Annotated in this window: 17 protein-coding genes and 1 pseudogene; 6 read left to right on the forward strand and 12 right to left on the reverse strand. The window is 45.1% G+C overall.

Annotated elements, in window-relative coordinates; translation table 11 throughout:
- The first annotated feature begins 94 nt into the window (after positions 1 to 94).
- Positions 95 to 1279: a macrolide family glycosyltransferase gene (locus tag GLV97_RS07220; RefSeq protein WP_160889395.1), complete on the forward strand. Its 1185-nt coding sequence runs from the start codon at positions 95 to 97 to the stop codon at positions 1277 to 1279.
- 44 nt (positions 1280 to 1323) lie between these two features.
- On the opposite strand, the gene arsC is transcribed toward GLV97_RS07220, so the two are convergent.
- Genes arsC through GLV97_RS07235 form a run of 3 tightly spaced genes read right to left on the reverse strand, consistent with a single transcriptional unit; the run spans position 1324 to position 3426 of the window.
- Positions 1324 to 1746 carry an arsenate reductase (thioredoxin) gene (gene arsC / locus GLV97_RS07225; RefSeq protein WP_160839465.1) on the reverse strand — a complete coding sequence of 141 codons (423 nt, stop codon included), beginning with the start codon at positions 1744 to 1746 and terminating at the stop codon, positions 1324 to 1326.
- 27 nt (positions 1747 to 1773) lie between these two features.
- The gene (locus GLV97_RS07230) at positions 1774 to 3063 is read right to left on the reverse strand and encodes an arsenic transporter (protein ID WP_160839467.1); all 1290 of its coding nucleotides are present in this window, start codon (positions 3061 to 3063) and stop codon (positions 1774 to 1776) included.
- A gap of 18 nt (positions 3064 to 3081) precedes the next feature.
- Positions 3082 to 3426: an ArsR/SmtB family transcription factor gene (locus GLV97_RS07235; protein ID WP_160841246.1), complete on the reverse strand. Its 345-nt coding sequence runs from the start codon at positions 3424 to 3426 to the stop codon at positions 3082 to 3084.
- 660 nt (positions 3427 to 4086) lie between these two features.
- Here GLV97_RS07235 and GLV97_RS07240 point away from each other — a divergent pair.
- Both GLV97_RS07240 and ppdK read left to right on the forward strand, forming a co-directional pair.
- On the forward strand, positions 4087 to 4905 hold the full coding sequence (locus GLV97_RS07240) for a pyruvate, phosphate dikinase/phosphoenolpyruvate synthase regulator (RefSeq protein WP_160841245.1): 819 nt from the start codon (positions 4087 to 4089) through the stop codon (positions 4903 to 4905).
- Positions 4906 to 4925: 20 nt separating this feature from the next.
- Positions 4926 to 7568 carry a pyruvate, phosphate dikinase gene (gene ppdK, locus GLV97_RS07245; RefSeq protein WP_160841511.1) on the forward strand — a complete coding sequence of 881 codons (2643 nt, stop codon included), beginning with the start codon at positions 4926 to 4928 and terminating at the stop codon, positions 7566 to 7568.
- A gap of 85 nt (positions 7569 to 7653) precedes the next feature.
- Here the strand turns inward: ppdK and xylE are convergent, their stop codons facing one another.
- Positions 7654 to 9111 carry a D-xylose transporter XylE gene (gene xylE / locus GLV97_RS07250; RefSeq protein WP_160839473.1) on the reverse strand — a complete coding sequence of 486 codons (1458 nt, stop codon included), beginning with the start codon at positions 9109 to 9111 and terminating at the stop codon, positions 7654 to 7656.
- Between the two features lie 902 nt (positions 9112 to 10013).
- On the opposite strand from xylE, the gene GLV97_RS07255 reads away from it, so the two are divergent.
- Positions 10014 to 10994 (forward strand): permease, encoded by a 981-nt coding sequence (locus tag GLV97_RS07255; protein WP_160841510.1) that lies wholly within the window; start codon positions 10014 to 10016, stop codon positions 10992 to 10994.
- 12 nt (positions 10995 to 11006) lie between these two features.
- Positions 11007 to 11879 carry a TIGR03943 family putative permease subunit gene (locus tag GLV97_RS07260; protein WP_160841244.1) on the forward strand — a complete coding sequence of 291 codons (873 nt, stop codon included), beginning with the start codon at positions 11007 to 11009 and terminating at the stop codon, positions 11877 to 11879.
- Between the two features lie 39 nt (positions 11880 to 11918).
- Here GLV97_RS07260 and GLV97_RS07265 read toward each other — a convergent pair whose 3' ends face one another.
- Positions 11919 to 13067 (reverse strand): FAD/NAD(P)-binding protein, encoded by a 1149-nt coding sequence (locus tag GLV97_RS07265; protein ID WP_160889396.1) that lies wholly within the window; start codon positions 13065 to 13067, stop codon positions 11919 to 11921.
- A gap of 536 nt (positions 13068 to 13603) precedes the next feature.
- On the opposite strand from GLV97_RS07265, the gene GLV97_RS07270 reads away from it, so the two are divergent.
- Positions 13604 to 15121, forward strand: a complete 1518-nt coding sequence (locus GLV97_RS07270; protein WP_160889397.1) for a multicopper oxidase family protein — start codon at positions 13604 to 13606, stop codon at positions 15119 to 15121.
- Positions 15122 to 15180: 59 nt separating this feature from the next.
- Here the strand turns inward: GLV97_RS07270 and rpsN are convergent, their stop codons facing one another.
- The 7 genes and pseudogenes from rpsN to GLV97_RS07305 form a co-directional block, all read right to left on the reverse strand.
- Positions 15181 to 15450 carry a 30S ribosomal protein S14 gene (gene rpsN / locus GLV97_RS07275; RefSeq protein WP_160839480.1) on the reverse strand — a complete coding sequence of 90 codons (270 nt, stop codon included), beginning with the start codon at positions 15448 to 15450 and terminating at the stop codon, positions 15181 to 15183.
- Between the two features lie 437 nt (positions 15451 to 15887).
- Positions 15888 to 16367 carry a flavodoxin domain-containing protein gene (locus GLV97_RS07280; protein WP_160889398.1) on the reverse strand — a complete coding sequence of 160 codons (480 nt, stop codon included), beginning with the start codon at positions 16365 to 16367 and terminating at the stop codon, positions 15888 to 15890.
- A gap of 463 nt (positions 16368 to 16830) precedes the next feature.
- A complete protein-coding gene (locus GLV97_RS07285) occupies positions 16831 to 18294 on the reverse strand; it encodes a surface carbohydrate biosynthesis protein (RefSeq protein WP_160839484.1) in 1464 nt (487 codons plus the stop codon).
- A 62-nt stretch (positions 18295 to 18356) separates the two neighbouring features.
- Complete coding sequence (locus GLV97_RS07290; protein ID WP_202410598.1) at positions 18357 to 19649, reverse strand: DUF4910 domain-containing protein; 1293 nt, start codon at positions 19647 to 19649, stop codon at positions 18357 to 18359.
- 9 nt (positions 19650 to 19658) lie between these two features.
- Positions 19659 to 20438: an AAC(3) family N-acetyltransferase gene (locus GLV97_RS07295; protein WP_160839486.1), complete on the reverse strand. Its 780-nt coding sequence runs from the start codon at positions 20436 to 20438 to the stop codon at positions 19659 to 19661.
- A 402-nt stretch (positions 20439 to 20840) separates the two neighbouring features.
- Positions 20841 to 21590, reverse strand: a pseudogene (locus GLV97_RS07300) (SDR family NAD(P)-dependent oxidoreductase).
- Between the two features lie 246 nt (positions 21591 to 21836).
- Complete coding sequence (locus GLV97_RS07305; protein WP_160889399.1) at positions 21837 to 23432, reverse strand: zinc ABC transporter substrate-binding protein AdcA; 1596 nt, start codon at positions 23430 to 23432, stop codon at positions 21837 to 21839.
- Positions 23433 to 23486: the final 54 nt, after the last annotated feature.

Below are 23486 nucleotides of genomic sequence, written 5' to 3' on the forward strand. Positions count from 1 at the left end.
TCCCATTTATAATCATGATGGTTCCCTCCAGCTTCTCCTCCCTTTAACATGAAACGTGAGTGTTGACTCACATTTCATAAAGGAGTGACGAAAATTGGCTGATATCTTGATGATAAACGTCCCTGCAGAGGGCCATGTAAACCCGAGCCTGGGTGTTGCGAAAGCCTTTGTCGACCGTGGAGACAACGTCCACTACATAACTACTGAAAAATATAAAGCCCGCCTTGAAGGTGTAGGCGCACACGTCTATCTACACGAGGATCACCTGTTGATCGGCGGCGTGGATCCTGCTTCAGAAGAAGGCATCCATTTCTTCATGAACGTGATGCTGAAGACCTCACTTGATATTTTATCGATAACGAAACAGCTGGCAGAAGAGATCTCCTTTGATTTTGTCTATTATGATTCCTTTGGTGCAGGTGAACTCGTCCGTGACTACCTGGAGGTCCCCGGCTTCTCATCGTCGGCTTCTTTCCTGATTCCTGAAGACTACCGCAAACGTCTTCCGCTTCATCCGGAAAACACTGGTACACTGGAGTACAGCGAAAAAAACAGACAGTTGTTGGAAACTATGAAACAGGAATACGGAGTGGCGCCATCGTCCATGCTTCAATTCATGAACAATCAGGGCGGACGGACAATGGTCTACACAAGTGCCTATTTTCAGCCCCGCTTAGAGGAATTTGGTGAAGAGAATCACTTTATCGGCCCAAGCTTTCCTGAGCGGAAGGGCGCCCATGATTTCCCTCTACATGAATTGAAGGATGAAAAAGTGCTCTACATCTCGATGGGCACCGTCCTCGATCAAGTAGAGGAATTTTTCAACCAATGTATTGACGCTTTTGCCGATTTCAACGGAAAAGTAGTCATTGCGGCCGGGACATTTGCCGACTTTAACAAAATCAAAAGTGCTCCGGAAAACTTTATCATCCGGTCCTACGTCCCTCAGCTCGAAGTGTTGGAATACACCCATGTCTTTTTGACCCATGGCGGGATGAACAGCGTGAATGAGGCCATTGACCGGGAAGTCCCGATGGTTGTTCTTCCCCGGGATAAAGATCAACCTATGGTGGCAGCAAGGCTTGAGGAGCTTCACGCCGGTTATCCGATTTTCCCGAACGACGTATCGAAAGAAGCGCTGCACCGAGGGGTGGATCAAGTCGTGAATGATGAGGCATATCTGGAAGGAATCCGAAAAATAAAGGAAAGCTTCGATCACTGCGGCGGCCCGCAGGAAGCCCTCGCCGTTATCGATCGGTATCTGAAAAAAAGCAGCTGATAGAAAGAAGCCGGGACTTAATACAGTCCCGGCTTTTCTCATTCTTATTTTTTCTCTTCGGCAAATGTCTTGATGCGGTCGGCAATTTCGTCACGGACACGTTGGAAGACCGCCCATTTTTCTTCCTCTGTCCCTTCCGCTTTCGCTGGATCATCGAATCCCCAGTGGAAACGTGTGACGTGCGGAGGTGTCATCGGGCACTTATCATTGGCATCTCCGCAGAGGGTAATCGCATAAGCCGCGTTATTCAGAACATCGTTATCAATGATCTCAGACTTCTGACCGCTGATATCGATCCCCATTTCATTCATCGCTTTTACAGCGTTCGGGTTTAAGCCGTGGGCTTCAATTCCAGCCGAACGGACGTCGAACTCCTCTCCCAGGTATTCTTTTCCGAATCCTTCCGCTATTTGGCTGCGGCAGGAATTTCCTGTACATAGAAAGTAAATGACTGGTTTGTTAGACATAAGGCAGTTCTCCTTCTTGAATTATAATTATAAAATGAGCAGCCAGACATAAAGGCCGGCCAGTGTAATGAATAAGGTAGGTACGGTAAGAATGACTCCGATCTTAAAGTAATAGCCCCATGAGATTTTCACACCTTTTGTTGAAAGGACGTGAAGCCATAATAAAGTGGCCAGGGAGCCGATCGGGGTTATCTTCGGTCCAAGGTCAGAACCGATGACGTTGGCATAAATCAAGGCTTCTCTCATCGTTCCCGTTGTATTCGTCTCAGCAATCGCCAGAGCATCAATCATTACTGTCGGCATGTTATTCATAATGGACGACAGGATCGCCGCAATGAATCCCATCGATACGGTACCGACAAACAACCCTTGGTCTGCTGTGGCCTGAATCACATCAGCCAGGACATCTGTTAACCCGGCATTACGCAGACCGTAAACAACGACATACATCCCAACCGAGAAGAAAACGATGGCCCATGGGGCTCCCTTGATGACTTCTCCTGTTTTTACAGCGGCACTTCTGCGCGCCATCATTAAGAAGAAGATGGCCACAATGCCGGCAATGATCGATACTGGAATACCAAGCGGTTCACTCGCGAAGTATCCAACTAACAGAACCGCCAGAACGGCCCACGATAAGCGGAACATTTTATGATCCTGGATCGCATCCACCGGCTTTTTCAACTGTGCCAGATCATACTGCCCCGGGATACTCTTTCTGAAAAACAAGAATAGAACGAGGATACTTGCCGCTAAGGAAAACAAGTTCGGTACAATCATCCGGGATGCGTATTCAATAAAGCCAATCTCAAAAAAGTCCGCAGATACGATGTTGACGAGGTTACTGACAATCAGCGGCAGAGAAGTCGTATCCGCAATAAAACCACTCGCCATAATAAACGGAAGCACCATCGCTTCCTTAAAGTTCAAGTTTCGTACCATCGCCAGAACGATCGGGGTCAAAATGAGCGCCGCCCCATCATTAGCGAATAAAGCGGCTACGACCGCTCCAAGCAGGGTGACGTATATAAACATACGCCGGCCATTTCCTTTAGCAGCACGGGCCATATGCAGCGCCGCCCATTCGAAAAAGCCGATCTCATCCAAAATCAGCGATATGATGATAATCGCCACGAACGCGAGAGTGGCGTTCCAGACGATATCCGTCACAGCGAGAACATCCTGAAAATCAACGACACCAAAAATCAGAGCAAGTATGGCACCCGCACAGGCGGACCATCCAATCCCGAGATTTTTAGGCTGCCAGATGACAAAAATCAAGGTAAGTATAAATATAATCGTTGCTATCCATGCCAAATCCAAACAATCCTCCTACTAGTCACACTGGATGCGTTTACCAGCTTTATCCAATGCGATTAACTTTTCTTTTTGATCAGGTATTTGATTTAATATCTCTTCCATAATGGGGTACGTCTCATGACTAGTGTTCAAGGAATAGAAAACCCACTGCCCTTTGCGCTTCTCCTTGACTAAGCCGGCATCCCGCAGCTTCCTTAGATGCTGGCTGACCGAAGGCTGACTCATCTCCAGGACATCTACAAATTCGCAGACACAGCATTCGCCATCTTTCAGCAGTCCAACAATTGTCAGACGGGTTTTATCTCCAAGAAGCTTCAGCGTTTTTGCAGCTTCTTCCAACGTTATTATGGTCTTCTCCATAACATCACCTCAACCATCAGTGTATAAGTATATGCTTATATTTGCAACATGAAATTACCCCTTTTCCTTTTCTTTGTCCTTCCAGGGACTCCATAGGTCCCCCCTATCCTTCGACCGGACAGGACGGCCTGCAAAACGCAGCAGCAAATAACTTCCAATCAGAATAGACCATAAAAACATAAGAGAATCAAAAGGAATCATGACCTCTCCATCCCATATCCCTCACCAGATTTTCGAGTAACCATACACACCCTCCTTAAAATAGTTATATAAGTATATACTTATAAGTTAATAAAGATATGTTACCTCAAGATAAATAGAAAGTAAATATTGAATAAAGAAAACCTTCCATATAAAAACCCCTTTGGCATTCCTTATGTACCAAAAGGGTTGGCTTAGCGCAAAAATCTTTCAAGGAAGGTGCTGATGTTCCCTTTCTCCCAGCAGTCCACAGATGCTGAAAAAACAGACGACTCTATAAAAAACTTCCTATTGTAACTCCCCGGGAATGGTGATATCATACTATCCATAAATAGTATGACACATTAACTTACATTCGCTCATTAGTGTGTCATATTAAGTCGCAATCCAAAAAAGAATAGCGAAATAACTCTAACATCCTCGGATACTGCGGCCATTAACCAAACAGGGAGAGGTCTTGTGACTAAACAAATAACGGTATACATTGTTTCGGACTCCGCGGGTGAGTCCGCCGATCTTATGATTAAGACAGTCATGAGTCAATTTACTGGTCAGGATATCATCATGAAGCATTTTTCCTATGTGCAGGATCATCAGGAAATGGAAAATGTCATCACATTAGCCAAGTACAACCCTTCCATCATCGCCTATACGATCGTCACGCCCGTGCTCAAACATTATCTTGATCAGCGTGCGGAAGAAGAAGGAATGACGGCTGTGGATATGATGAATCCGCTCATGGATGTGTTTTCTCAAAAGTTTCTAATGGAACCCACCTGTGAACCAGGACAGATCAGAAAGCTGGACGAAGACTACTTCAAGAGAATCGAAGCGATTGAATTTGCCGTAAAGTACGATGACGGCCAGGAAGCAAGAGGGTTGAACCAGGCAGATCTTGTACTCGTCGGTGTCTCCCGGACATCCAAAACACCGTTATCGATGTATTTAGCGAATAAGAAAATTAAAACCGCCAATGTGCCGCTTATCCCTGAGATTCCGCCACCACCGGAACTTTTCTCAATCCCTGGAATCCAATGCATCGGACTGATCATCACTCCCGAGAAACTGAACGACATCCGTAAAGAACGGTTGAAAAATCTCGGACTTACCGGCCCGGCCAATTACGCTTCACTGAACAGGATTTTGGACGAGCTGGATTATGCGCAGAACATTATGAAACGCATCGGGTGTCCAATCATCGACGTATCCAATAAAGCCATCGAAGAAACGGCTGACATTATTTTAGATCTATATAACAAAAGGGGGAGTTTTGCGTGATAGAGAAAACATTCGTTTATATGTTCGATCAAATAAAAAAGGCAGGTAAGGAACTGTTGGGAGGGAAAGGAGCCAACCTGGCAGAAATGACGAAAATCGGCCTGCCGGTTCCTTACGGTTTTACGATCACGACAGATACGTGCCGCTCCTACTACGACTCCGGCCAGCAGCTTCCCGAAGAGGTCGAAGGACAGGTGCTTGATGCGCTGAAAAAACTGGAGGAGACCACAGGCAAGGAGTTGGGCAGTCCATCAAATCCCCTTCTCGTGTCTGTCCGTTCCGGTGCGGTTCATTCCATGCCCGGGATGATGGACACCGTTTTGAACCTTGGCATGAATGATGACACGGTCAAGGGGATGGCCGAACTGACCGGAAACCCCCGTTTCGCCTATGACTCCTACCGCCGCTTCATTCAAATGTTCAGTAATGTCGTTTTAAAAGTGGATCACTATCATTTTGAGCAGCGTCTCGAAAACGCACGGGCTGAAAATGGATACACTTCTGATACGCAAATCACTGCAGAGGATTGGAAAGGCATCATCGAGGATTTCAAATCCATTGTCAGCGCCCAGACCGACCGGACTTTCCCGGAGGACCCGAAGGAACAGTTGTTTCTCACTATCCGGGCTGTTTTTGACTCCTGGAACAATCAGCGTGCCGTTTTATACCGCCGTCTCAACCAAATCCCAGGCCACCTCGGAACAGCCGTCAATGTCCAGAGCATGGTTTTCGGTAACATGGGCGAAGATTCCGGTACAGGTGTAGCGTTCACCCGAAATCCGTCCACCGGCGAAGCCAAGCTATACGGAGAATACCTCATCAACGCCCAAGGTGAAGACGTCGTTGCCGGCATCCGTACCCCACAGCCAATCGCCAGCCTGGAAGACGACATGCCGGAGGTCTATCAACAGCTGGTGGACACGTGTAATCTGTTAGAAAATCACTATAAAGATATGCAGGATATCGAATTCACGGTGGAACGCGGACATCTATATATTCTGCAGACCCGCACAGGAAAACGCACAGCTCAAGCCGCCATCCGGATTGCCGTTGAGATGGTACGGGAGCAGATTATGGACAAGCGCGAGGCCCTGCTGCGCGTAGATCCGGATCAGCTCCACCAGCTCCTCCACCACCGCATTGATCCAGGACACGGGCGCCCTCAGATCGCATCAGGACTGCCGGCATCTCCAGGAGCTGCCTCTGGACAAGTCGTTTTTGATGCCGATGAAGCCGAAGAACTGGCCGGAAACGGAAAGAAGGTCATCCTCGTCCGCCCGGACACGACACCGGATGATATTCACGGCATTGTAGCAGCACAGGCTGTCGTCACAAGCCGCGGCGGAATGACCAGTCATGCGGCCGTTGTCGCCAGAGGCATGGGGAAAGCGTGCATCTGCGGCTGTGACTCCATCAAGATTGATCTTGAAACCGAACAGTTCACCACAGGATCTGTCACGATCAAGCACGGCGATCTGATTACGATCGACGGAGGCACTGGTGATATTTTCGACGGAGCCATTCCGATGATTGAGCCGGAGCTTTCCGATGAATTCCAGCTGCTCCTTCACTGGGCCGATGAGGAAGCTCATATGGGTGTGCGGGCCAACGCCGACAACCCAGTCGACGCTGCCAAAGCTTTGGAATTCGGTGCAGACGGCATCGGGCTCTGCCGGACCGAGCACATGTTCATGGACGCTTCCCGGCTGCCGACGGTACAGAGTATGATTTTGTCAGAAACGACCATCGAACGGAAAGAAGCATTGGATAAGCTGCTGCCGATGCAGCAGGAGGATTACGAGAAAATCTTTGAAGTCATGCAGGGACATCCGATTACGATCCGCTTGTTGGATCCACCACTCCACGAATTCCTCCCTGATAAGGAAGAACTGCTCGTCGACGTAACAAGACTTTCCTACACGGATCCTGACTCGCAGGAACTGCAGACGAAGAAAGACATGCTGCGTAAAGTGCGGCTTCTGGAAGAATCCAATCCGATGCTCGGCCACCGCGGCTGTCGTCTCGGTATGATCCATCCTGAAATCTATGAAATGCAGGTCAGAGCCGTCTTCCAAGCCGCGGCCAATGTTATGAAAAAAGGAATCACGGTCATCCCCGAAATCATGATCCCTTTAGTAACCCATGTCAACGAACTGAAACACATGCGCCGACTCGTCCTGAACATCAGCCGTCAGGTGGAAGAGCAGGAAGGAGAGGCGTTTCAATACTCGATCGGAACGATGATTGAAACGCCGAGAGCCGCGTTAACGGCCGACCAGGTCGCACAGGAAGCCGACTTTTTCTCCTTTGGAACGAACGACTTGACCCAGACCACATTCGGGTTCAGCCGGGATGACGCAGAAGGGAAATTCCTCCACCATTACGTCGAAAACGATGTCCTTCCACAAAATCCGTTCGTATCACTGGATCAGGATGGCGTCGGGAAATTGGTAGAAAGCGGCGTGAAGCTGGGCCGTCAGACGAAGCCATCTTTAAAAACCGGCATCTGCGGAGAACACGGTGGCGAGAAGACATCCATCCAGTTCTGCTTTAACCTGGGGATGGATTATGTCAGCTGCTCCCCTTTCCGGGTCCCTTCCGCCCGGCTGGCAGCAGCTCAGGCATCCGTTCGTCATTCACTCCACGTTCCGCAATATCAATAATAGAAGAATCAAGATATTTTCCACAAAAGAAAGGACGCTGAACCGCCCCTCCGAGGTGTTTGTTCAGCGTCCTTTTTCTATGAAATTACCAGGATACCTTTTTCCCGCTCAGCTTCTTCACACCGATTTCTTTGGTTTGCTTTTTCTTCTGCTGTTTACTGAGCCAGTACTGCTCGATTTCTTCGAGTGTCTTCCCTTTCGTTTCCGGAACGAGCTTCCAGACGAAAGCAAAGGATAGAACACACATCAGGCCGTAGAGACCATACGTGAAGCCTGCACCCAATTCAAGAAGAGTCGGGAACGTCGTTGACACGAGCAGGTTACTTCCCCAGTTCACCGCAACGGTCAAAGCCATGACCTGCCCACGGATTTTGTTCGGGAATAGTTCTGATGCGAGCACCCATGTCAACGGACCGAAAGATAAGTTGTAAAATGCCACAAACACCAGGATGGAAATCAGTGCGCCAATGCCCATCGATCCGGCGAATGACAGGGCAGCAATGCCGAACATCCCCACTGCCATTCCGACAGAACCGATAAGAAGCAGTCGCTTACGACCCACTTTTTCAACGAACATAAGAGCAATCAGGACGAAGATGAAGTTTACAACACCAATCATGATCGTCTGCAGCATGGAGCTGTCTGAAGATGCACCCATGTTGGCGAAAATACGCGGCGCGTAATAAAGGATAACGTTGATTCCGACGAATTGTTGAGCGATTGCCAGCAGCAGTCCTACAGAGACGACCAATTTACCATAAGAGAAGATGCTCGTTTTCGTCTTATCAAGCTTGTCAACGGCCTGTCTGATATTTTTATAAATCTCCCGAGCCGCTTCTTCAGAGCCGTTCACTTTCTTAAGAATATTCATCGCTTTTTTATCCTTATTTTTCATAACCAGATAACGCGGCGTCTCCGGTACGAGGAACAATAATCCGAAGAACAACAGAGCCGGTATAGCTTCTGAAGCAAACATATACCTCCAGCCAATATCATTGATCCAGCTCATACTTTGTCCTGCAACGATTCTCCAGTTAATAATGTATACAACCAGCATCCCGAAAATAATCGCGAGGTTATACAGAGTGACCAGCTTCCCTCGGATTTTCGCCGGTGCCGTTTCACTGATATACAACGGCCCCAGTCCGGATGCAAGCCCTACGCCGATACCACCAATGATTCTATAAATATTGAACATAATGAAAAGACCCATGGTCGGTTCACCTTTAGTAAAGAATAAAAACTCCGGTGAACTGGAAAGGAGTGCGGAAAAGAAAAACAGGACAGCCGCAACGATCAGTGAATTCCTCCGTCCAATCCGATCGGAAATCATCCCGCTCATCAATCCACCAGCAATACAACCAATCAAAGCACTGGAAACCGTCAACCCTTGAAATAATTTACTCAATCCTAAACTATCTATGAAGTAGACTTCCAGAGACTGTTCTGCACCAGAGATAACAGCTGTATCATAGCCGAACAAAAGCCCTCCCAATGCTGCAATGACTGATAAGAATATAATATACGTCCGACTTCGTTTCATCTGCTTGGAACATCCTCTCTTAGTAATTCGATGACTATAACAGTACGTTGCTTGAATGATATGGAATGCATTCCATATTGATTACCTCCTGAAAGCTCCTGCTCCCTCCTTCAGCCTTTGAACTTCAATAAATAGGTAAATATGAAATCTTAGCTATACATTTCTCTGAATCTCGACTTTTAAAACATTCCCTATAAAATGAAAGGGTTTACAAAATAACTTTTATACGCTGAATGTGCCCGCACGCCTGGGATAGACGGTTCTTAGAAAAAATTTACTATTGATTGTTATTTTGAAGTTTATAATAAGTTTATAACATTTATAAAAAGTTTAGTTCTTTATGAAGAACAGACAATTGTATGCGATTACATAAATAAAAAAAGACGAACTCCCTTTGATTAGGAATCCGTCTTTTTTTCAGCTTTTGCATAGGTGGGAATCATAAGTGACCCTATGATGAACACAGCGTAGGAAAGGATCCGGATAACATCATAATAGTCTCCTGACTTGAAGTATGCCAAGTTGATTATCATTGAGGCTGCGCTTGAAACGACGAATAGGGCCCCCCACTTTTGTTTGGTCATTACCCCTCTCACTCCAATCATTTTTCACACCCTTCATTTACCAAATTGCGGTAATTGAGTTACTTGTTTTATGGAGATTTACAAAAAAGTTCTTCATGCATGTACTCTTCGTTCACCTTTATCTATTCTTCCAAATCTCTATTAAACAAATTGTAACCACTACGAATTAACCTCCCTTTTCTATCATATACTTTTCTTGTATCTAGCATGGACAAAGCTGTTAATTCCCGGTTGACCGTACATGTATATAATCGAGGGATTACGATTCACATTCAAGGAGGACTGCATTTGTACCAGGATCACTCTTCGCCATCCAGTATGATTTATTTACTATTGGTCGTCTTTTTCGCTCTCTTTCTTTTTGGGGACACCCTCCCTTTTGAGGCCTTGTTTTCCATCCCGCCTTCTTTATTGGATTTAAACACGATGTTCATCAGCATTGTATTGGAAGCCATCCCCTTTGTCCTTCTGGGGGTGTTTATATCTGCCATTATCCAAACCTTTTTAAAAGAAGAAACGCTTAAAAAATTCATACCCGCCAATCCCTATCTCGCTCTGTTCCCTGCAGTTGCCATTGGAGCTGTCTTTCCGGTATGTGAATGTGCGATTGTCCCGATTGTCAGAAGGTTGATACAAAAAGGGATGCCCCTCCATGTGGGAATTGTCATCCTTGTCTCCGCCCCTGTCCTGAATCCCATCGTGTTTTTGTCGACGTTTTATGCTTTCCAGACGGACCTCAGCATTGCCTGGGCACGCATGGGGCTGGCCTTCGTCGTCTCTCTACTAGTGGGCGCAGTGATTTATCAATTTTTCGGGAATCGCTGGCAGCTGAATAAAGCCACGACCGAAGCCATGAATCACCATCACAATCATGCTCACGCCAACGATCGGGGAGGTAAGATAGCAGAAACCTTCCAGCATGCCAGTGATGAATTCTTCGACATGGGAAAGTTCCTCATTATTGGAGCTTTATTTGCCGGTATCGTTCAAACCTTTGTCGCAAGGGAAACGTTGATGGAGATCGGAAACGGGGCATTGGCAGGACCCGCAGTGATGATGGGACTTGCCTACATCTTATCCTTGTGTTCAGAAGCTGATGCCTTTGTGGCTTCTTCTTTTAAAGGACTCTTTTCTTCGACCTCTATTCTTGCTTTTCTCGTTTACGGACCGATGACGGACTTAAAAAACACGATTTTAATGCTGGCTTATTTCAAAAAAAGGTTTGTCCTTGCCTTTTTAGTGATCGTCACCGTTGTCGTTTACGCCGTCAGCCTGTGGTATGACGCATTCTTTATATAAAGGAGGAGGAAGATGAACCGGCCCTCGCATCAATTTTTGAGAAGCATTATTTTATTTGGTTTCGTATTATTTCTCATCAAGCTCATGGTCTCAGGAGATATTCAAAAGTTTATCGCTCCCCGCATGATGCCTTATATGTATTTCACCTTAATCGTTTTGGGAGTTCTTGCGAGTATCCAATTTTTCAAGAGTGGGTTTGAAGAACAAGGGGATGACTGCGGATGCGGTCACGACCATGATTACTCCAAATCCAGACTCCGTTCCACCATCATTTACTTATTATTCATTATCCCGGTGATGACCGGGATGATGTTTTCCGACCATGTGATTGGAAGTTCAGCTGCTTCCAATAAAGGATTCAAATATGAAATGCGCGGTGGATCCGACTCATCTGATATCAATGCCCCTGATCAAACGGCTGAAGCAGATACGTCGGAACAAACCGAAAACCCGGCCATCCTTACTGCCGAAAAAAGATACCCTGAGCTATCCAAAGAACTGCAGAGCACAAATTCCATACACATGACAGCCGACAACTATATTGGCGCGATCACATTAATGGAAGACGATATGGACCCTTATGTGGGGAAAAAGCTGACGACTCACGGATTCGTATTCCGGGATGACAACTTCCCGGATAACCAAATCGTCATAGGGCGGTTCGGGATCAGCTGCTGTGTGGCCGATGCAGGAATTTACGGCATCCTCGTTCAAGGGGAGAACCTTGAACAATATAAAAATGATACCTGGGTGGAAGTAACAGGAACGCTTGAAAAAGTAGAGGCGAATGGCTGGGAGCTTCCTCTCATCCAGCCGGAAGCGATCAAACCGATGGAGACGCCTCCGGAACCGTACGTCTATGAGGACTTAGAGTTTGGCGGATAACTAAAAAGTCACAGCCCTGACCGGCTGTGACTTTTTATATCAGGCAGACCGTACAATTCGCTCCGCTGATTTACGCGCACCCGCTATATTTCTTGCTGCAGGACCGATTTCCAGTTCAGCAAGAGCTCCTGCGACATACAACCCTTCCTTCCATTCCAATGAAGTCGAAACGATAGGGAATCCGCAGGGAGCGCATGGCAGACCGCACTGTTCAATGAGAGGATCCAGCCACTTCTGCCCGGGAAGACCCGCTTCCGCTCCTGTAGCCAGAACGATAGAGTCTCCCGACGCAAGCTGCTCACCTGTCAAATGAAGATTGAAACCATGCTCCCCTTTCACAGCTTTTTCTACTTCCCCGGTATATATCTTTAATCTGGAGGCACTCCCCTGCCGTTTTAACTGAACATGGAGATCTCTTGTAATAGAACCTTTATGTCTTGCCTGTTGGATCAACCGCCGGCGCTGGTCATAGCAGGTCACTTTCTCATAGTCGTTTAAAAACTTCGGTCCAAGCCACCCGGGATCGCTGTCAAAATCCTCTATGCGGAAGGGATGACGCTTCACTAAAGAAACAGCTGCCACCGAGGTTTTGTTCGACAAGGTGTTAGCCAGGTGAGCCGCCGTCATCCCTCCTCCAACAATGACAACGCGGCCTTTTTCAGGAAGAGGGGTCTGCATATCAAACACATGAGTGACAGAAAACTCCCCTTCACGAGCCCAGTCTGGATAATGCGGGGAATGATTGACACCCACAGCCAGTACCACCTTCTCCCCTTGGACGAGAGAACCATCTTCATGAAACACATTCCAATGGTTATGTTCTTTGGAAATGCCATTGACTGCCCCCTGCTTCCAGCATTCTTCCAGGCGCACATCATCAAACACATCCAGGCTGTGCTGATTAAACATGTCCAATTGAGGTCTCGCATACCTCCCTCTGAAAGGCTGGGCGAAGTCACAGCCTTTGGCATATTTGTTAAGGCTGTATGGATCTGTGTCCAGGTGGTGGACAGAAGGAGACCTTAAGTGAGACATTCCGATTTTTTTCGTTAACGCCTGCCACACGTGCATGGGCCCGGGATAGGGATCAATGATCAACAATTCTTCGTTTCCTGCTTTTTCTTCGAGAAGCCCCCTTGCTACACAGCAGCCTTGAACGCCACCACCAATAATGATCCACTTGTACATAACCATCGATCTCCTTTACTTTACCAGCTGGACTTTTTCATATATGACGCCCGGCCTGCGTACCATGTCTCCGAGCTGAAAAAAATGATTAATCAAAGACTCGCAATATAAAAAGTAATCATTACTATTTAAAATTGACGAAAAATTTTTGACCTATCTCTTCCCCTTCTCTACTACCTACGTTTATGTACAAGTTAAACGGTAATGATTACTTTTTAGAATCGTACCCTTATTTAATCACAAGATCCCCATTTTGGCAATCCTTTGATCGATCTCTCTGGTACGTTATGAAAAAACCCCTCAAGAAGTTCATAACCTTTTGAGGGGTTCCTGTAAGGACACTAAATACTCAGCTGTTAAACCACTGATGGATAGTAGTGATTTTTGTTCATTTTCCCATAATGTTATCAGTAGTCATACATTTTATCAATTTGGAATCCATGGATGAATGGAAAGGCGCTGTCTGAACAAGAGGCGTAATTCTCTCCCCCGTTCAATAAACTAGAATATCCAAGCAACGTTTAGGAGCGATTCGTATGTTAAAAAAGTTCGTCGATTCCCTTCCCATCATGAAAACCATGCGTCCGGCAGGCTGTCTTCACGGTGTCCCCTATTTTGAAGTGACCATGAAGCAAACATTCCAGAAACTGCACCGAGACCTCCCTCCTACAAAAGTGTGGGGCTACAACGGGCAGTATCCAGGGCCGACATTTCACGTATGGAAGCATCAGCCGATCCACGTCTTATGGAAAAATGAACTGCCTGACCGACATTTTCTCCCGATTGATACAACCGTTCACGGAGCAGAAAAAAACCAGCCGGAAGTACGGACCGTCGTACACCTGCATGGAGGGGTGACGCCGGATACCAGTGATGGCTATCCAGAAGCCTGGTTCACCCGTCACTTTAAAAAAGTGGGCCCTTACTTTTCTCATCGAATGTACACCTACCCCAATCACCAAGACGCTGCCAACCTCTGGTACCACGACCACGCCATGGGGATTACCCGTCTCAACATTTACGCCGGTCTTTCAGGGATGTATATCGTCCATGATGAAAATGAAGTCCGATTGAACCTTCCCTGCGGCCCCTTCGATCTCCCATTGATCATCCAGGACCGTTCGTTCCGGGAAGATGGCAGCCTTTACTATCCATCACGACCAAATCAGCCGGAAACGGCTCCCACCCCTTCGGTCATCCCCGATTTTTACGGAGACACCATTTTAGTGAATGGAAAAGTATGGCCCTATTTAAATGTCGAACCTAGAAAATACCGGTTTCGTATCCTGAATGGGTCAAACGCCCGATTCTACAGGTTTTCCCTTTCCAACGGTGCTCCTCTTATCCAGATCGGCACCGACCAGGGACTGCTTGAAACCCCCGTACGCGTTCCCTCTCTCGTATTAGCTCCTGCTGAAAGAGCGGATGTGATCATTGATTTCTCCACTTGTTATGGGAAAACCATTATCCTGGAGAATGATTTCGAATCCAAGGATGGAAAAGCGGATCCAGAAACGACAGGAACGATCATGCAGTTCCGAGTCAATCAGCGTCTTTCCCGCACCGATCACAGCTCCATCCCTGGATGGCTCGCTCCTGTTCCAAGATTTACACATGTGGACAGAACCCGGACACTGAAACTGAACATGCGGAAAGATTCATACGGACGTAATATTCACCTGTTGGATGACCGCTTATGGTCGGACCCCGTTACTGAAGTTCCAAAGCTTGGACAGACAGAAGTGTGGAGGATCGTAAATGGAACAGAAGCGATCCACCCGATCCACCTTCACTTGGTCCGCTTCCAAATCCTTGACCGCCAGCCTTTCGATGTGGATGTTTACAAACAGGAAGGAAGAACCGTTTTTACAGGTCCGCGTGTGCCCCCGGATTGGAACGAAAGAGGCTGGAAGGATACTGTCCGTTCCCGCCCCGGTGAAGTGACGCGGATCATCATGAAGTTCGGCCCCTATCCCGGCTTGTTCGTGTGGCACTGTCATATCTTAGAGCACGAAGACTATGAGATGATGCGTCCATACTATATCAGGACATAGAAAAAGCGCATGGTTATCTTCCGCTTCAATAAAAACGGAAGGAAACCATGCGCTTTCGATTACCAGCTGGCTTTTTTTACACCAGGGATCTGTCCTTTATGGGCGTAGTCTCTGAAAGCAATACGGGACATATTAAATTTCCTCATATAACCCCTGGGCCTGCCGGTTACTTCACAGCGGCCTTTCAAACGTGTAGGGGAAGAATCGCGAGGGAGTTTTCGAAGGGCTTCATAGTCGCCCTTCTCTTTCAACTCCTTCCGCAAGTCCGCATATTTCGCTACCATCGCCTGTCTCTTTTTCTCTTTTGCTATTTTTGATGCTTTCGCCATGTTAGATCTCCAATCTTTTATAAAAATACGTCCTTATCTAAACTTGAAGGATTCATAATAGTAGTCACCAAATAAAATGTAATCATTACTATTTAATTTGAGGGAAATTTTTTTGAAATTGACTCTTAGTATAGAGATGGCTCCCATCACCAAAATCGTAATCATTACGTTTTATATAGTGTAGTTCTATTTAATCATAGAATGATTCGTTTAGCAAACTTCGCGCTTATGATAAATGCCCTATCCTTTTCCCTCATATCAAATTCTTCTCTTTTATGGGTTGAAGGGAGAGAAGTGATGCCGAATTTTTATAAATTCAGAGAGATTGTTTTCTTCTTGTAACTGAATCAAGCGCACGGGAACTCTAACAAAAAGGAGACATAACCAATGGCTGCAGCTCATGTCTTTTCATCCGACTGTTTCTCACCAGCAGATTTTCATTTTTTGTTCAACGTTTCTGCAAAATGCTCGATGCCTGACACTGACAATTTGGAAGCATTACGAGAAATACCATTGGCTTCGAGAATCATTTTTTCTAAAGCACTCAATTGATCCAACTGCAGTTCATAACCAAAAGCTTCTTTCGCAGAAGCATAGGCATAGAGGGGATCAGGAAACGCATCTTCCAGTTCCCGCTCCAGCGTGAAAACGTCTTCCGCTGCAGCCAGAATGAATAAACCAACCTGCCTCTCCATTAATGTGTGCAGATGACAAACCGCATAGGAACTGAGCTCCATGGAGATCTGACCATTATAGATGGGGCCGCCGAGGATCACCCTGTCATAGGAATGAAGGTCGATTCCCCAGGCGTCTTCCACTTTAACGGCTGCGACTTCCCCTTCTAATCGATCCACCAGCAGCTGAACGGCTTTTTTTGTGCTTCCATGTTTGGATGTGTACACAATCAGTGATTTCATTCTGCTTTCCTCCTGACGCACGGCCTGCTTGGATGTTTCTTTCACCACACACCGTCCATTTTAGACACTTCTTTATGTTCATTATTTCACATATGATTACACTTCTACTTTACCTCTTTTTCATGAAAAATGGTGCACGTATTTTTGTCAGCTCCGTGGCAGAATTGTTGCTGGTTTGTGAACAAAAGAAAGACTACCGGAAATCATTGTCGACCTTTGATGATTTCCCAGGAAATATTACTCTCCTCTCCTCGGAAAGAAGACATGATTCACCAGCCTTCATGGTAATAAAACAGCACCCTGCTATAATCAGGCAGAGTCCAGCTGTATAATGACGGCAAAAATATATCACAGCTTTTAATTTCAAATAAAAATGAAAGAACGGATTCCTTGTGGAACCCGCCCCTTTCACATAGTCACGAAATGAATGCACGCATACTTTTGTCATCAGCTTTCTATTCCCTTAATCCAACCTGATCTCACATATTTTATTTTTAAACAAACGAATGTTAATGTCATCCTGATCGTTCTCTATGGATTGTATTTTATCAATGAAATGACGTATCTCGCTTGTGGTCAAACTGGGTAAGTATTCCATAGCAAGCGGGTTTTTATAAATCTTTTTACTCAATTCCTTCTGCAGCTTTTTCTTGAACCTCGGAGACATGTGGATTCTATTCGTACCAGACGGTTGAACAGGCAGGGTCTTTAAATGTCTGATGATGTTTTGATATGCAAAGGTATTTCCGACTCCTGCACTGTACCTTGATAATAATGCGTTTTTTTCCAGTTCTCTATACTTATTATCCCTGAAATTATAGGTTTTAAGTTCATGATCAATGAATGTACATACACGTTCAGCATTGTACATTTTAATACTCAAATCATCCGGTAAATGACTCTTATACGTCTGAACAGGAATATAAGAAATGACAGGTTTTTCAAGCAGGAAGCTCTCAGCTCCTGTGGTGCAGCCATTATGGATGACCAGCTTTGAAGCTAAAATCCAATTCACGACATTCCCTTCCCTGATGATCGACACATTCTTCAGCCCTGATAAGTCTTTCCTGTATACATCTGTAATGTCACTTGGATGAGGTCTGATGATGATTTTATATTGCGGATACCTATGACTCAGGTCTCTGACTAACGCTATGAATCCCCTGTACAAGTCTCCATATTCTTTAATCTTTTCTGTCCCGTACATCATCTGATAACGCTTCATACGATTGGTGTCTATGGATCCATCTTCATTAATCGTTTTCGTATAAGGAGGGAATCTTGTATTGATAAGAATAAAATCGCCATGTTTACCTTTTAAATTCGTGACTTCCTCAGCGAATATAGGGCGGTATTTTCTTTTCAGTAGATCAAATCGTGCGTTTCCAGTTATCACACATTTGCTTTTAAACTGTGGATAATGATCCACGATGACCTTTTTTTGTATTTCACCCCAGCAGAATTCATAATCTAGTAGTTTAAGACTTTCATGACTAAGATATCCATTAATATATAGGTTCTTTTCTGATAAGGGAAATCCCTCTTCCTCTAAATTGACTACGGCATGACCATACTTCTTTGCTTCTTTGAACCTTCTGATTTTATCTTTCGTGCCCACTCCTTTATCCAGAAAAATACCCGGCGGAAAAAACTCCAGACATTTTTCAATGGTAAGCGTATGGCCCAGGACAACATTGTACCCCTCTTTGAGTAAATAGTAAGCCAATAATAGCTTGGCATCCAATTCCCTGACTTTCGTTTCGATGACGATATACACCCATTTTCTCGAGCTCTTTACGATCTTTCTTCTCCTGCTTTTATTAGAACTCTTCCTGTTTTTATTCAAACCCTTCTTCCTTTTTGTTTTCCTAGGCTTCAGTTTAAATTGGGAGGAGTCGATCACACGCACTCTTTTATTTTTTGCCAATTCTCCACCTCATTTAATCGGATGATATGAAATCAATCTCTTAGTGACAGGTCAGGCAGCTCCTAATGGGGCATTTTTATCAGCAGATCATTTTCCGTTAACTTCTCAATAATGGGATACAAACTTTCCAATGGGACATGGATTCGATTACTTATATCAATAAGGTCATTCTCACCATCTGCATAAGCGATAAAATTCATCATATCTCTCACTGCTTTTCCAGATTCTTTTGTACTGAGGGTGGAACGTAAGCCTCTCTTACCTAATTGAGGTTCACCTAAGCATTTCACCTTATACACCTCGTTCTGTTCAATCGCCTGTAGACATTGTTGGTAAATGTTGTAGCTTCCCTGCAAGCCATGAGCAGTGACCAGATTCAGGTTATCATCTGATGTATGATACTCCGGATATTCACCGTATTTTGTTCTCATAATACTTGCTACAGGCAGATCGATTCCGGGGCTGCAGTATTGACGTTCGTCACTTCCTCTTTCAAGGAATGAATACTTCACGAAGTCCATTTGATTGGTTTTTAATATGTTTAAAGCTGCTTTATCCGCAAGCGTATTTCCGTATCTGGACGGTAAGAAAGAATATCCCCTTTCATCCCCTGTACACGTGATGTTATACCCGGCAATGATCTTCTCTTTCATTTCGTCCATATGTTTACTTAGATAAGTGATTGATCCAATGGTTTCCGGAACAAAGACGATTCTATATGTATACCTTCTCTTCCGACCCAACAGCCATTTCGCTAAAAACGTTGTTAAAACCGGGCCCGAAAGCTCATTATTCGCCATAGAAGGATGACATATATAAGTGGATAAAAAGACCTCTTTCCTGGACCGGCCTGGAATGACCAATTCTCCATAGGTCAAACTGCCATCTTTCAACTCACTATCTATCACGACTTTGTACTCTTCATCCTTCAACGTTTCCCTCTGCTCATGAGACATACAAAAGCCCCAATAATCATTGTAGTAAGAAGTGACATAGGGGATCACACTCGGCTGGTCCTCCAATGAAAACAAATGGTTCTGCAAGTATTCCAGGGATACTGTCTTGTTAACAGGACGGGAATAACTGACCAAATGCAGGTTATTTTCCCTGAAATCAATAATTCTCTCGCCTTTTTCATTCATGACGTACGCATCTTTAACATTCCACTCCTGAGGTATTTCCCAATCCAATACTTTCGTTCCCGTGGGGACCTCGATGATGTCCAAGGGAATCGTTTCTTTCAGAATGCGTAAGGTTTCTCTTACTCCTTCCCCGGTGATACTTCGGCATATAGGAAAAAGTCTCTTCATTAATTCATACATATCCTCTCCAACCTGTCTTTCCCTTCTAGTCATGATAACCTCCTAGCTTTGATGATCTATACTAAACAGCTTTCCTGCTCCATTGTGGATGATGTCTTCCCTGATCACTTCGTAAGCCTCAAACAAGTGGATGAAGCAGAACGAGACACCATTGATGGTTTTACATTTTGAGATGTTTCTTTTTTCCAGTTCCTCCCCTATTGGATTAATTCTTGTGACAACGGATTTGTCGAGGTCCCTGACATACATCGTGTATGTCCGTACACTTCCCCTGCCATTTTCATCTATATAAAGGCCGGAAAACGGCTTCATGAATCGGTATGTTACTTTCTCCATTTCTTCAACATAATGAACGAATGTGAATGAATGCTGGTAACTTAAGCCGATGATCAGCATTTTCGCTTTCTTTTTATGTAAGTAGGCAAATGGGGAATCACTGCCAAAAGAACTTATGTTATTCATTTGATACAGCTTGTTTTTATCTCTGCCCCACACGGCAAATGAATAGATCGGGTGTCGTGTGCGGACAAAATCCTTTCTTTTTAAAGCAGCGTTCGTTAATGCCCCTGTCTTAGAAACCGTGTGGTGATAATCGAAGGTTCCACCCTTACAAAAATCCCAGTTAAATGTCGGAAACAGCAGTGTGCCATTTCCACCCACTTTGTTTATCAAACCATCAATAAATGTATGAACCTCAAACTTTTCTCCATTCCTCAGTGCCTCAACCGCTAATCGGGTAATATCAGAACCAACTAAAACCACATCACCTTCACTGATATCAAGAAGCTCTACAATATCTTTGGTTTTTTCAAATTTAGACATGGGCTCCTCCGCTTCGTTGGGTTTAACAATCAAGAAAAAGTTTTTCCTCCACTCCAATACTTTCACAAAAATAACTATGTTCAGGCCTGCAGGATATGTATCAAAAATGACGGTGAACTCCATAGGAAAACTTCTTATAAAGATATGCAGAACCATCCGTGTGAAGAAGTCCGTGGTGCATTTATACGGTTCTCTTTGGGTTTCTTTATCAGGTGTCGCTTACATGGATCCTTACGTAAGGGAGATGACTTTTAAATCAGGAATGAAGCGTAATTACAAAAAGCCTCATCGTGGTTTATAAACCACGATGAGGCTTTTAAGATAATGAAACCATTCACTTAATAAGGAGTAAAACCACTTGTTATTTGAATGGTACTATCCTATATTTCCACAAAGGTACAGCTATTCTCCCTCATTCACTCCAAGCGTCATGCCTCCATCCACTACAATTTCCGTACCGGTGCAGTATGAACTCTCATCAGATGCAAGAAATGCGGCAGCGCGGGCAATTTCAACCGGCTGTCCAATGCGTCCAAGAGGAATCGAATCGTAAAACGAGGGAACTCCCTCTCCCTGGGTAGCCATTTCCGTCTCAATACCACCGGGGTGGATCATATTCACCCGGATCCCTTTCTTCCCTAATTCAATCGCTGCTGCTTTCGACATCGCTACAACCGATGCTTTCGTTGCGGCATAAGCGGATGACTTGGCAATGGGAGCGAACGAAGAAATCGATAAATTGTTGATGATGGACCCTTTCCGCTGTTTCTCCATTTGAGGTGTAACAGCCTTCATCCCTCGAAAGACCCCGAGCTGATTCACATCAATCATCTCCTGGTATTCCTCCATGGAGATCTCCTCAAATGGTTTACGGATCAGAATTCCAGCATTATTGATAAGGACGTCGATTGCTCCGAACTTTTCTACGGCTTCGTTTACTGCCTCTTCCCAATCCTGACCTTTCGTAACATCCAGCTGAACAGGATAGGCATGGTCTTCCCCTATTTCTTATGCTATTTCTTGAGCATTCTCAAGGTTCCTCGCGCCTACGATGACCTTCGCTCCCAGCGTTGCAAGATGCTCGGCCATCGCTTTGCCCTGCCCTCGATTGGCTCCCGTGATCAAAATGACTTGGTTCGTTAAGTCGGCCATACGTTTCCCTCCGTTTATTCATTCATGATTCAGGATTCAAATTCAATTTCGTTCCTATTCGCAAAAACTGATTATACGTACAGAAGCCGTCCTTGTCTAATCCATAAGCGGCAAGAAAGAAGCGTCTGCATACCCCCGGAACCTTTTCGCTTCCCATTTCATTACAGAATCCCGCCAATCTAAAATAAGCTGGAGACCATACCATTGGCCTCCAGCTTAACGTTTATGATAGTGAAAAAGTGATGATTAGTGAGCCATCATTTCATGGGCGATCTCATGACCATCCATGTCTGATGGATAATACGTCGGCCAGTTTGTCACTTCATCCAATAAAGCTTCACGGTCATCTCCCCAGTAAAGGTGGTAGTGATCCGCATCAGTTGGAGCAATACTGTGATCGCTGAACTGGATGTATTGAGGAAGATCCCCATCCTCTTCCGTTAACTCATAAATATAACGGACCCCTCTATTGCCTGCTTCATAGGTAAGGATTTCATAACCATCATAGGTATAGGTTCCCGACGACTTTTCTCCATCTTCGAAGAACGTTACATCATTTCCATCAAAAATAATGCGTTCCACATCGGTTTCATAACCGATCTTATAGTACTCTTTATATTCTTCCGCTGTCATGTCTCCATCATTCTCAGCCTTATGGGCAAACACTTCATCAAGTGTTCCATCCTGAAGATAAGGGTACACAGACTGCCAGTCCCCTTCCCAGTCTGTCAGCTCACGATCCTCCACCTGCCCATCTTCAAAGTACCCATCATAAATCTGCTGGGCTTCTTCGTCATCCGCATGGCCATGGTTATGGTTGTGTTCGCTGTGTTCTTCTGATTCAGAAGATTCCTCTGAATCAGACGGTTCTCCGGATAACCCTTCTGTCAATACTTCTAAATTGCGCTGCATCAGAGTGAAATAATCCTCTTCATTGTTGATATCTTCTTCCGTCAATACAGACAAATTGTGAAGACGCAGAGATTCTGCCCCGATTTCTTTTCTAACGACATCCGCAACTTTAGGGGTAACATTCTGCTCAAAGAATACGTGTTTGATGTTATGCTGTTCAGCCGTTTCAACTATGGCTTCCAAATCTTTTTGAGAAGGTTCATTGGTCGGGCTTAAACCGGAAACAGAAACCTGCTCGACGCCGTAGGATTGTTCCCAGTATCCATAAGCGGCATGAGAAACGATGAATTTATTCTTTGGTGCAGCTTCCAATTGATCGTGGAATTCCTGATCCAGCTCTTCTAGGTTACTTTTTAGTTCCTGGAAGTTTTCATTATAAGTGTCTTCCTGCCCGGGATTCAGTTCAACCAGTGTATCTTTGATATTCTCAGCTACCTGAATAGAAAGGACGGGGTCAAGCCAGACGTGCGGGTCCTGGTCCCCGTGATTATGTCCAGCGTGTTCATCCTCATGAGAGCTTTCCTCTTCCTCATGGTTATGAGCATGCTCTTTTAATTCAATCCCCATGGATGCTTCCAGAATTTTCACGTCTTCAGATTTAATAGAATCTGAGATTTTTTCGGCATAAGGTTCTAACCCGGCACCGTTGTAAATAAATGCGTCTGCTTCTGCCATTTCAATCATTTCTTTTGATGTTGGTTCATATGTGTGAGGATCTGAACCCGGAGGCAGAATCGATTGCACATCCGCCTGCTCCCCTGCAATCTGCTCGGCAAAATACTGAAGGGGATAAACCGTCGTATAGATATTCAATTCTTCAGAAGCATCGGATTGTTCCCCTTCTTCACTACTGCTTGATTCTTCTTCTCCACATGCGGTAAGTAATAAAATAAATGCAAATAAACCAACTGCGCCAAATATTTTTTTCATTATTTCTCCTCCTTCTTATGTACCTCAATTATCCTATCGTAATGATTACGAATT

This window comes from Halobacillus litoralis (assembly GCF_009856355.1).
GTDB lineage: Bacteria > Bacillota > Bacilli > Bacillales > Halobacillaceae > Halobacillus > Halobacillus litoralis_B.